This is a genomic window from Enterobacter cloacae complex sp. P13B, assembly GCF_014895915.1.
GTDB lineage: Bacteria > Pseudomonadota > Gammaproteobacteria > Enterobacterales > Enterobacteriaceae > Enterobacter > Enterobacter bugandensis.
On the sequence record NZ_JADBQN010000055.1, the window covers coordinates 1 to 11,363 of the forward strand.

At 52.8% G+C, this 11,363-nt stretch carries 10 protein-coding genes and 1 pseudogene; all 11 read right to left on the reverse strand.

Annotated elements, in window-relative coordinates; genetic code table 11:
* Positions 1 to 219 precede the first annotated feature (219 nt).
* A complete protein-coding gene (locus tag IM273_RS22655; protein ID WP_322112612.1) occupies positions 220 to 582 on the reverse strand; it encodes an Imm43 family immunity protein in 363 nt (120 codons plus the stop codon).
* Positions 583 to 635: 53 nt separating this feature from the next.
* Positions 636 to 878, reverse strand: a complete 243-nt coding sequence (locus tag IM273_RS22660; protein ID WP_255506026.1) for an Imm43 family immunity protein — start codon at positions 876 to 878, stop codon at positions 636 to 638.
* Positions 878 to 1,150, reverse strand: a complete 273-nt coding sequence (locus IM273_RS20590; RefSeq protein WP_193055589.1) for an AHH domain-containing protein — start codon at positions 1,148 to 1,150, stop codon at positions 878 to 880. The genes IM273_RS22660 and IM273_RS20590 overlap by 1 nt, the downstream gene beginning before the upstream one ends.
* Before the next feature lie 77 nt (positions 1,151 to 1,227).
* A pseudogene (locus IM273_RS22550) lies at positions 1,228 to 1,792 on the reverse strand (type IV secretion protein Rhs); the annotation flags it as partial.
* 330 nt (positions 1,793 to 2,122) lie between these two features.
* On the reverse strand, positions 2,123 to 2,320 hold the full coding sequence (locus IM273_RS20600; protein ID WP_023300305.1) for a hypothetical protein: 198 nt from the start codon (positions 2,318 to 2,320) through the stop codon (positions 2,123 to 2,125).
* A gap of 14 nt (positions 2,321 to 2,334) precedes the next feature.
* Positions 2,335 to 6,840 carry an RHS repeat-associated core domain-containing protein gene (locus IM273_RS20605; protein WP_193051687.1) on the reverse strand — a complete coding sequence of 1,502 codons (4,506 nt, stop codon included), beginning with the start codon at positions 6,838 to 6,840 and terminating at the stop codon, positions 2,335 to 2,337.
* A 3-nt stretch (positions 6,841 to 6,843) separates the two neighbouring features.
* On the reverse strand, positions 6,844 to 7,284 hold the full coding sequence (locus tag IM273_RS20610; protein WP_059358115.1) for a DcrB-related protein: 441 nt from the start codon (positions 7,282 to 7,284) through the stop codon (positions 6,844 to 6,846).
* 73 nt (positions 7,285 to 7,357) lie between these two features.
* On the reverse strand, positions 7,358 to 8,434 hold the full coding sequence (locus IM273_RS20615) for a hypothetical protein (RefSeq protein ID WP_193051688.1): 1,077 nt from the start codon (positions 8,432 to 8,434) through the stop codon (positions 7,358 to 7,360).
* Between the two features lie 3 nt (positions 8,435 to 8,437).
* On the reverse strand, positions 8,438 to 8,992 hold the full coding sequence (locus IM273_RS20620; RefSeq protein ID WP_236327296.1) for a hypothetical protein: 555 nt from the start codon (positions 8,990 to 8,992) through the stop codon (positions 8,438 to 8,440).
* A gap of 75 nt (positions 8,993 to 9,067) precedes the next feature.
* Positions 9,068 to 9,580 carry a hypothetical protein gene (locus tag IM273_RS20625; RefSeq protein ID WP_047366809.1) on the reverse strand — a complete coding sequence of 171 codons (513 nt, stop codon included), beginning with the start codon at positions 9,578 to 9,580 and terminating at the stop codon, positions 9,068 to 9,070.
* The coding region (locus IM273_RS20630; protein ID WP_193055590.1) for a type VI secretion system Vgr family protein at positions 9,561 to 11,363 on the reverse strand (1,803 nt) is incomplete at its 5' end. The genes IM273_RS20625 and IM273_RS20630, both read right to left, overlap by 20 nt.

An 11,363-nucleotide genomic window follows, 5' to 3' on the forward strand; every position in this document is an offset into this window, starting at 1 on the left:
CTATCTCTCCCATATTTAAATCATTCATTTTGAATTTGTTAATAAAGTCCTGGATAGTATTTTTTATATGCATTATTCCTCTTTAAGAATTAACATTATTGGCTACTCTTAAAATTACTGTGATCCATAGTCGAATAATGTACCCATAATCCAAAGAACTTCTTCGCGCCATTAGAAAAGAAAAACAAAGAATCAATAATGGCACGACACCATTCAATATTAAGGTAGTTTATTGCCCTTTCTTTTACGATTGGAGTCTATTTCGTAGAAATAATCTTCACAGAAAACGTTTAAAGCATTTTCCAGTGGAACAAGTTTCACCCCCCGGAAGCCTTTACTTTCTATAAATTCCTTCACCTCTTGTTTAACAATGATAAAACCACTTAACAATGTGTCGTTCAACGAAAGTATATCATATTCCAGCGCATCATCCTTGAATTCAATTTTAAAAGGTATGATGCCTCCGAATTTATCTTCTTCGAGAATAGATTTTTCTTCATCTATAACATCCCCGCTAGGAAAATATACATATTTAAAATCATCCCGAAGAGCTTGACCATTCCCAATCGAAACTGGTGTTATATCTCGGTCAAAAAAACATTATGCTTATGATTTTCAAGAATTGAAAATAAAGACTAATCCATCAGGTGTCCAAAGTCTTTTTTATAATAGTCAAATTTCAAAGCCCCAACATTTCTATTGCACAACAAATAAATACGGTCTGGACATGCATCGTCTGTTATTCGATAAGGAAAGGAAAATGCAGATCCTTCTATTTCCCAGTTTTCATCGATCTGTATTCTTTCATCAACCATGCCCTGTAAATTTCTTGGCATGAGTGGTGAATCAAAGTCATTCATGATCACATAATAGGACATTAATTCATTCTCCTGCATTTTGTTGTGGGAACATGACCCATCCAAACTTTATTCTTCATATCAATCTGGATCCGCCTTATAGCTATCCCTGCCCCTTTAGCATCCAATCTTCCAGAATTATATCGCTGCTCAACACGAGCAATGCGCTGACGGACAATGTCACTATAGTTATGATGATTACTGCTATGGAAAACATCCATACCTTTCCCTGCATCTTGTTTCATCGCTGATGCGCTACCTGGAACATGAATACCATTAAACGCAGAGTTCATGTCTTTTCCGATGCCAACATTATTGAAGAATGATTGGTCCTATTTCCACACCTCAACGGGTATAACATGGTGAGCAGAATTCGCTCCGGCGTGCCGTTCGGCTGGCAGTGGAACCAGAAAATCTCCGGGGCATCAACGCCGTCAACACGCGCCAGCGGATCGTAGCTGTCCTGATCGCTGTAGACGTAGGTCAACGGCACATCTCCGTGCACTTCCAGCAGCAGGCGGAACCCTTCCCAGACAAACCGGCTTGCCGGTTGGCTGACCGCCCAGCATCTGCTGGTGCGTTTTGCTGATGCGCCGGCCGAGCGGATCGTAGCGGAAGCTGACCTGCGTCTGCGGCTTGTTGCGATCCTGCAGCTGGCTGATGACTTCAGTCAGGCGATGTTCGCCGTCGTAGCGGTAGTGCCAGCGGGTCTGGCCGTTATCCTTCTCCACGGTACGGCCGTGTATGTCATACTGCCAGCGAATGCCGTTCAGCTGCGTCAGGCGGTTGTGCGTGACCTTCTCAGCAGAGCCTTCAAGCGGGTTACCGGTAGTATCCCAGCGGTGCAACCAAGAGCACTAAGAATTACCGGTAACTATATCCCGGCGATGCAGGCGGCCAAGACGGTCATATTCGCTGCGGGTAGACAGCCCCCCTGCGTGCGCCTAGAGCAAGGGCTTATACGTGCTCAAGCTATAATGTATAAGGACTCCACGCCGACAAGGATAAGCAAGGCACGAAGTAGCGGACAAGATGGTTGTGGAAGGGGAAAATTACTTCTAACAGATTTCTATGAGATAATTTTTTATTTAACTTTTGATCGTTTTGAACAAAAAACGCCCCCCATGCGTGTTTTTAGTTCTCTATTATAATTGGCTAAAGTTAACTTTTACAAAGAACCTCATTGAGCGACTTATTTTGGTTTGTAGTAAAAAACCATCCTTATTACTGTTCGACAGGTAATTATTAAAAAAGAGGCCAATATTTTAGCTTTTCTTTTTTTCAATGGCTATTAAAACCTCATAAGCATCCTTTTCACTCATTTGAACTTTTTTGGCCTCATCAATGCTCAATTCTTCTTCCTCTTCTTTCATAACTATCCCCCCTGAATAAAACCTAATAAAAAAACGCCCTTCTCTTTCGATAAGGATTACCCCATAATTATTAAATATTATTTTATCCATTGCGTCTCCTTTTTTTAATTTTTCAACTGTGTGATCTTTAATTGATTTAGCGGAGTAGGATCTATGGCCGCCTCTGGAATACCACCTGAAGTATATCCTCCCGGCAACCAAAATTCATTTGCTCCTCGTTCATTTCCTGTTGGCATTCTTAAACCTGTCGGATTATTAATATCAACTCTTAAAGGAGCGTCTCCGAGATCACCTGCATTTAACCCTAACAATCTTTCAAGCTTTGGAATGTTCCCACCCGAACGTCTAATTAAGTCATCAGCAACGGTCCTTGGCATAACAAAGTGGCCTCCTGGAGGACCTAAATGACTAAATTCAGGATTAATACCCCAAACGAACTTAGTAACCCCTCCCTTGAATAGTTCTAAATGCCTACTAATTTTTCCTGCATCGAGGTATGTTGCCGGATTAGGGAAATCTGGCTTTGAAATTCCATGAGTAGCTCGGTAGGCCCGTGCAGCATGACCTCTTGTTGCAAAAGCACCTCGAGTTTTGCTCTGGAAATCATTCCAGCTATTTCTGCACGACAACCCCCACGGATCCACCCACCCCAGCGCATTCGGCGCATACTGGTAAAGGTTTATCCCCCCCGCCAGCCCTATCGGGTCCTGCTGCGTAAACCTTCCGCAATCCGGGTCGTAATACCGGAACAGATTGTAGTGCAGCCCTGTCTCACGGTCCAGGTATTGCCCCTGCATGCGCAGGTTCTGAGAATATCCTGATACCTGCGTCTCGCTTTCCCGCAGCAGCTTGCCCCAGGCGCTGTTGACCCCTTCCCAGCGCACCTGCCCTTCGCTATCCGTCATCCGCTCCGGCGTGCCGTTCGGCTGACAGTGGAACCAGAATATTTCCGGGGCATCAACCCCGTCAATACGCGCCAGCGGATCGTAGCTGTCCTGATCGCTGTAGACGTAGGTCAGCGGCACATCCCCGTGAACTTCCTGCAGCAGGCGGAACCCTTCCCAGACAAACCGCGTGGTGACAGGCTTACCGGTTGGCTGGCCGCCCAGCATCTGGCGGCGCGTTTTGCTGATGCGTCGCCCGAGCGGATCGTAGCGGAAGCTGACCTGCGTCTGCGGCCTGTTGCGGTCCCGCGGCTGGCTGATCACCTCCGTCAGACGGTGCTCGCCGTCGTAGCGATAGTGCCAGCGGGTCTGGCCGTTATCTTTCTCCACGGTGCGTCCGTGGACGTCATAGCGCCAGCGAATGCCGTTCAGTTGCGTCAGGCGGTTATGCGTGACCTTCTCAGCAGAGCCTTCGAGGGGGTTACCCGCCGCATCCCAGCGCCACTGCTCCTGGCCGGGCAGCGTGCCGTCCTGAACCAGCAGACGCCCGGCGCTGTCGTACTGCCAGCGGTACCAGCTGAACGGGTTATCGTCCCGCTCTTCCCTCACCAGGTTATTGCGATAGTCGTAATCCCAGCGGCGGGACCAGCGGCGCGGCGACGGGCGCTGGGCATTGCCGGTAAAGACGTCCCGGCGATGCAGTCGGCCAAGACGATCGTATTCGCTGCGGGTGGTCAGCAGCCCCTGCGTGCGGCTGGTTTCACGGTGAAGCTCGTCGCGGGTAAAGTCGGAGACCGACAGCTTATCGAGGGCAATGCTGAGCAGATGCCCGCTGCCGTAGTAGAACTGTTTCAGCTCGCGGCCATCGGGCAGCGTGACGGAAGTGCGGTTGCCCAGCGCATCATATCCCCACGCCAGCTCACCATGCTCGCCCGCTTCGCTCGTCACGCGGCCGAGCGCGTCATACTCAAAGGCGAGCTCCTGCTCCGCCTCGGTGGTCCATGCGTCGGCTGAAAGCGCCGGATGCAGCCCAATGCGGCTTAACAGCCCGGACGGCGTGTAGTGGTAGCGGGTCTGCCCTTCTGGCGTGGTGCGGGCGACCAGCTGGCCGCTCGCGCTCCAGGTGAAGGCGTGGGTGATGGCCTCCGGATGGCCGGCGGCATACGTGCGCGCTATCGTGCGTCCGCAGGCGTCATAGCGATACTGCGAGGCCACGCCATCAAGCCCTACCTCTTCCAGCAGCAGCGAGTCAGCGCCCCAGCGGAACTGGTACTCTTCGCCGTTCTCGTTTTCCAGGGCAATCAGACGCCCACGGCTGTCCCAGCGGCGACGGACCTCTTCGCCCTGCGTATTACGGGTGGCGGTTAAGCGCCCCGCCTCATCGTATCTGAACTCACTTTCTTTCCCGTCGGCGCCCGCGTGCCTCACCGGCAGGCCACGTTCGTTCCATTTGAGCGACTCCGTCCAGCCTTCCGGACGATCGAGCTGCACCGGGCGCCCTGCGGCGTCGTAGCGGTAGCGCGTCTCTTCACCGTCGGCGCTAATCTCTGCCACCAGCCAGCCCAGCGGGTGATAGCGATAGCGGGTAATACGCCCGGAACAGTCCGTCGAACGGACAATCTGCCCGGCCTCGTTGTACTCCTGATAGCGGCTGTTGCCGGCGGCATCGACCTCTTCAACGACCTGGCCGAACTCGTCCCGGCGCAGCTGCGTCGTCTGCCCCATCGGATCCAGCACACGCTTCAGTCCGTGGTGTTCGTCGTACCAGAAGCGGGTGGCGCTGCCGTCGGCTTCGATAATGGCCGAGGGAAGCGCGCGGTGCTCCAGCCAGGTGGTGGTGCGGGTATTGCCGTCGGCGTCGGTCTCCTGAACCCGGTTGCCCATTTCGTCGTAGACGAAGGTGACGGCATTGCCGAGCGGATCGATGCGACGCGTCAAAAGCTCGTTATCGTCCCACTCGTAGCGCCAGTTTTCACCGCGCTCGTCGACGTAGCGCACAATCAGATTCTGCGCGTTCCAGTAGTGGCGTCGCGTCTGGCCGTCGTAGTGCTCGACGGTCGTCAGCCCCGCGTCTAAATCGTAGCTAAAGCGGCAGCCATCGCCGGTGCTGGTGCGGTTTTCCACCACGCGCCAGTGATCGAATTGTTTCCAGCGGTATTCGCTCTCCAGCCCCCCCGGCAAGCGGTGCCAGACCATCAGGCCGTGGTCGTTGTAACGGTATTCACGCGTCACCACGCCGGAGGCATCCGTCGCGCTCGCCAGCTGGCCGCGCGCATCGTAGCCCCACTGCATCAGCGGCCAGGTTTGGTTGCCGTCGAAATGGCTGGCTGCGGTAACCCGCTGCGGGAAACGTTCATCCTCATAGCGCAGGGTGACGTCGATAGCCCGCGGCTCGTCGTGAAGACCAACCAGCCTGCCGTGCTCGTCCCACGCCGTCAGCAGCGCGTTGCCGTATTCATCGCTGAGGGAGGCCAGACGCAGGATAGAAGGATTCGCGCGGGTCGGTTTGTACAGACGCCACACCGCGCCGTCGTCGTCGGCAATCGCCACGTCGCCGCTCTCGTTGCGGCGGATAATGATGCCTTCGCTGATGCTGTAAAACGCGCGGTCGACAGGCGGCAGCTCGAAGCTCAGCTCGCGCCCGGTTTCATCGAACCAGGTCGCATTGTTATCTTCCAGCGTCAGATAGCTGTCAAAAGTTGTAGCCCAGCCCAGACCGAACAGCCCTTCGCGGGTGGTCAGGCTGTTATAGCTGCGCTGCCAGCGCAGCGGGAAGCGCCCCGGCAGCGAGAAGTCGAGCTCGTCGTCGTCATTCAGCACCTTCACGCCGGTGGCAGCATGAACCGGGTGCGAGGAGCCAAACACGGCATTCACCGCCATATCCGCCAGCATCCCACCGCCTGCCGCCGCCAGCGCACAGGGCATGTTTTTCAGGATCTTGCCCGGACGCCCGCGCAGCAGGGAGAGCGCAATCATCCCCAGCGCCAGACCCGGCGTTTTACCGCTTTTGATATCGCGGACCGTGAGCGTGTCCCCGCCGATGATCACGTTAGGAGAGACATCGTCGGAAACGGTGCCTTCGCAGGTGGTGCGATCTTTCGCGCGCACCGCAGGCTGGCCGTTGATGAAGACGCTTTTGGAGCCTTCCGACAGATACTGCGGCCCGGAGTGTTTTTCACACGCCACCTTGTCTTCTTCCAGCGGCGAAGTTCCCGCAGCGGCAGAGGCCACGCTCGGCTGCCACATTTCGCTGCCAAACTGTCCGGCGGCGGAAAGCAGCATGCCCGCGTAATCGGCAAAGCTGCCCGGCGACTGCGGCTCAGGGGGCGGGGTATCGGCGGGCGTGAGCGTGCCTGCCGCGCGCGCGGCAGGGATTGCGTTAGTCAGAACGTTGTTAGAACCGGTGGTGATTTTGCCCGCAGGCGACGGCGGGAAAAGCGCATTACCTAACCCTTCCGCGGCATTGCTGATATCGTCTGTGATCCCCGCCACGTTCGCCAGCACACCACCGATAATTCCGCTTAACAGACAGCTGGACCCAATCGCCGCCACGCCCGCTGCGGCGGCTCCGGCACCGAGCAGTGGTGCCGCAGCCGTAGCCGCCAGCCCTACCGCCGCACCGATCACCGCATAGGCGGCACCTTCCGCCACAATGCTGGTGATGTCAGCAAAAATGCTGGAGTGAATAATCTCGTCGCCCTTACGGGCCGCGTTGTTATCGCTCATGCCTTACACATTCCGGTTGTCGTTTAGCGCCAGACTCTGCTTAAGCGCGCTCCAGCGCACCTCGTCCTCTTCAGTGAATGCTCTGAGCGCTGAGAGGGTAAAAATCATCAATACCGGTTTGCCCGGCGTCTGCACGGCCAGCTGTTTTTGCCACAGGCGCTGCCCGTTGCGGTCAAAGGTGGTCTCAACTTCCAGTCCGTTAATGTTTCCGTCTGGCCCGGCTTTTACGCTCCGGAACTCGCTCTGGGCAATCTCACCCATCTGAGGACGCAGCACGTCCCACTGGCGGTGAAACTCTTGTTCGTAGTCGCTGCCATCGGGAATCACGCCGCGGCTGACCACCACGGACAGCCCGCTTTCGTCATCGCGAATGATGTTCATGCTGTTATCCTGCCAGGCAGCAGGAAAAAGGGAAAATGAACCTTCCTGGAGGGTGTATTTCATAAGTGAACTCGGGATGATTAATATTGAGAGAAACAAAAGAGGCCAATCCATGCTGACCTTTTGGCTGGCTGTTTTATTTAAGCCACTGACCTGACTGTTCGACTAAAACATGGCTGCCTTTGCTGACAACCAATTTCACAGGTGCATACGTCACGGTATAAGCGATCTCGCCATTCTTATACGTTGAGCCGATTATTTTGCCTGCGGAGTCGTGTAACGTTTTACCCCTTAAGGAGATGGTACTGTTATCGCTTTTGCGCACGCCGAGATAAACCATCCCGTCACATTTGCTCTCAAAATGGCCGCATTTGTTTATAAGCGAAATAACGAATTTATCGGTGTCCAGTTTTCTGGTTTCCGCGTTTTGAACCGAAGCGGCTTTACGTAACGTATATCGCAGCGGGGCATAGTAATTTCCATTTTGAGGAGGAGTAACTAAACGCCATTCCATTTCACGCCCCTTTATTTCCAGAACAGCCCGTCCGCCTACGCCGCCAAACGATGAGTTGAACTCAACGCTGGCACGATTGCCAGCGATCGTACCGCTAAGATTTTGCTCATCATCTTCCGGGCAATCTATGCGGTTTCCTCTCTGGGAGATATAGCAATAAGAGCCGGTGATCCGGTTGTCTGATTCAGCTAACCGCAGGGTTAACGTCGAGTCTTTCTTGAATTCGCCAGCCCACTCCCCGTCAAACACGAGTTTTGATTGGCCGAACGTTGCAAAATGCTTCACATTAAATCTGGCGGCCCACTGCTGAATATCGGCATGAATAACCGTGCTATTGTCAGATGACTGGTAATGAATAACGTCCGACGTCGGAACCACCCAGGCTGCAAAGATTTTGCCGTCAGGATTGATGACCAGCGCGGATGCATTCTCCTGATAGAGATCTTTTAACCAGCCTTCAACAAACAATCCGCCACCTGTGGTGGTATGCGGTTCACCGAAGACATCAAAGTTATCAATAAAGGTCTGGTAATGATTTCCCAGCGTTTTCCTGAGATTGTCTGTCACTTCGCTGTCGTTAACGATGTGACTGACTTTATCGAGCTTTTTATATTGTGATAATTCAAGCGCCGTTGTGGTTTCAACGGGGCCTGTCAATAACGCCGTGAACAAAACGACTGCCAGATATTTTTTGGCCATAATTCACTCTGAAGTACCATTTTCGTAATTCATTGTTATTTTTACAACCTTACTGTCTTTAACCTCAAAAGAGAGCAATTCCTTATCCAATTCATAGGAAACCCACTGCTCCCCGGAACCATTTTCGACCTGACCACTGCCGTAAGCTTTATTAAGTTCATCTATTGTTGAACCAATATGGATCCCGCGAGCTGTTTTGCCATCCGGAGCAGTTAACGTAATCTGCGCCACAATATAATCGTCAACACTTCGCTCGGTTTTATCCCACCAGAGATTGGAACTGAATATTTTTAACCCAGTCTTCTGATGCTGGTAGAATTTATAGTTCGTTCCGTCAAAAGGAACTTCACCGACAAAACTACCTTCCACAGAAACTGCAATTTTACGCGCAACCTCAGGAGTCCATCTCTCACCCAGTGCCACAATCTGGTCGTTTAACTGCAGAGAAAAATCATCTTTAGCCAGAATGAGCGGCATAGTCTGAGCCATTACTTCATAACTGCTCAGAAAGGTAGACATGAGGGTAAAAAAAAGAGACACAGAAAGGCGTTTTTTCACGTTAATCGTCATTTGCTGGATAAATATTATGCTACTCACTACTTTAAAAAGCAGTGAGTAATGAAATAAACATTTTTAGTCAGCGCTAATAGCGACCCCACCCAAGCAGTCAGGTTTTTTTACCGTGAAACTGAAGCTTATTTTTTGCCCATTCATATCCTTTAGCGCTGTATAACTGGTCACTTCGTTCTCCGAACGGCCTCGTGGATAATCAGTTAACGTCAGTTGCGGATAATGTTTTTTAACAGTGTCGAGAGTGATGCACTGGCCGGACGGTGAAAAATTCAGTAACGGTGCCATCCCGTCACTTTCTTTACTTAAACGTAAATCAATTGCAGTAATGTTCGTTCCATCCGCCAGTTTGATATCGTCAGCATTGTAGAAATTGATATATTCATTTTGTTTCGTTAGCTTGAATGACAACGGAGCGTTATCCAGACTGTTAACGGACAATGTTTTGAGTGATGCGCTCATTTCTTCAATGAACTGCCAAAGATCCTGTTTCTGCATGTTACCTCCTGCCATTCCCGTCGTTAATAAAGCCGCAAGCACCGCACCCGTTTTTAGACTATGGATAATTTTTATCATACCAACCGCCATAATAATCTTCGTAATATTGCCCTGTGGTAGACGTTTGTTCGCCTTTGCCAAAGATACGGCCTATCTGCGTACGCGCTTCACTTTCCTTTATAGCCCCACGTTCGAGAGAATCATAGATACGATTATATTGTGTCTGATTTGCCGGATTGCCTGCAATACCTATATCCCCACCCTTGTTGGCTATGATTTCGCGTTGGACCCGGATATTGTTCAAGGTTGCAGCGCCTTCATCACTGAGTGTGCTGTTGAGATAGGCGTCGCGCGAAGAAAAATCAATGTTGGGTTCATATAAAGCGTGACCACTTTCATGTGACAGAGACTGAACGACTGCATTCGGGTTACCGAGCTCATTTTTATCAACGGTAATAACGCGCTTTTGACGATTGGCAAACGTCCCCTTGCCTGCTTCACCTTCTTCAAATGTCCAGCCTCGTTTCTTTAACGTCGCTATGTCATTTTTCATCGTCGGTGATTTATCGACAAGACTATCTACATCCTTTCCATATCCGCTTGAAGGAACATTGGATGCTGGAGGCGTAGCGTTTTTAGAGGTTTCGGCTGGTGCGCTGGCAGCCACACCAGCCTTACTCTCCTTTCCCGGCGTAAATTTCGCCTGCACCGCCGCATCAATATCCCCTTTATGCCCAGAACCCGGCGCCGTTGTGCCCGGCTTGGTGCCAGAAGTATTCAGATGCAGCTTACCGCCCGTGGTGATATAACCATCCCCTTCCACGAAGAAGTTAAACTCTTTGCCGATCAGGTTAATCTTGCCGTTAGCGTTCAGCTCAATAGCGCTCTCACCTGAGACCAGCCGCAGCTTCGTCCCGGATGCAATAACATACTGCTCGACCGCCGCATCCAGCTTGCCTTTCCCCGTCAGGATCTCGGTTCCACCTTTCACCGCTTGAGTCTGGTTTGCTTCCACACGATGCAGCTCATTTTTCTTCACGTAATGGCTGCGCGCCCCGCCGACGCTGTGCGTTTCATCATTTTTAACGCTGGTATCCATATTGCGCTCGGCCTGGATCCATACCTGTTCTGCGCCCGCTTTATCCTCAAAGCGCAGGGCGTTGGCGTTGTCCACGGAGCCCCCTTTCGTGCGGCTCATAAAGCCCATCTGCGTCGCTGCGGCCGGAAGCGCCCACGGCGGCATGCTCGCGTCGTTATACACGCGGCCGGTAATAATCGGACGGTCCGGGTCGCCGTTGATAAAGTCCACCACCACCTCGTCGCCGACGCGCGGGATCTGCACCCCGCCGTAGCCCTGGCCCGCCCACGCGCTCGACACGCGAACCCAGCAGGAGCTGGTGTCATCGCCCTTCGCCAGCCGGTCCCAGTGGAACTTCACCTTCACCCGGCCATATTTATCCGTCCAGATACTCTCCCCCTTCGGCCCCACCACCTTCGCCGTCTGCGGGCCGTAGGTGCGCGGCCAAGCCGTGCTCTGCGCCGGGCGGTAAACAACCGCCGACGGAATGACCGTGAAATCGGTACGGTGTATGGTCTCCCCCTCGCCGCTCGCGTAGCGGTTCTCCTCGAAGTGGTAGCCCGCTGCCGTCACCAGATACTCCCCGTTGTCGCTGAAGAACGGCGCGTTGGTTAACGTGAAGGTGTGCCCTGGCGCTATCCCCGCCGCCGTGGCGGTGGCCTGAATCTGCTGATGCTCCACCTGCCAGCGCTCCTGACGGATACGGGCATAGAACTCCCCGTGACCTTTGTCCACAAAGCGACCCGGCCAGTCGTACACGTCAATGCTGCCCGGCTTCGGCGA

What these genes read in the sequence shown, in the direction of transcription:
- IM273_RS22660 (WP_255506026.1), bottom strand. Translation starts at nt 878, where the DNA reads ATGTCCTATTATGTGATCATGAATGACTTTGATTCACCACTCATGCCA.
- IM273_RS20590 (WP_193055589.1), bottom strand. Translation starts at nt 1,150, where the DNA reads ATGAACTCTGCGTTTAATGGTATTCATGTTCCAGGTAGCGCATCAGCG.
- IM273_RS20600 (WP_023300305.1), bottom strand. Translation starts at nt 2,320, where the DNA reads ATGGATAAAATAATATTTAATAATTATGGGGTAATCCTTATCGAAAGA.
- IM273_RS20605 (WP_193051687.1), bottom strand. Translation starts at nt 6,840, where the DNA reads ATGAGCGATAACAACGCGGCCCGTAAGGGCGACGAGATTATTCACTCC.
- IM273_RS20610 (WP_059358115.1), bottom strand. Translation starts at nt 7,284, where the DNA reads ATGAAATACACCCTCCAGGAAGGTTCATTTTCCCTTTTTCCTGCTGCC.
- IM273_RS20615 (WP_193051688.1), bottom strand. Translation starts at nt 8,434, where the DNA reads ATGGCCAAAAAATATCTGGCAGTCGTTTTGTTCACGGCGTTATTGACA.
- IM273_RS20625 (WP_047366809.1), bottom strand. Translation starts at nt 9,580, where the DNA reads ATGATAAAAATTATCCATAGTCTAAAAACGGGTGCGGTGCTTGCGGCT.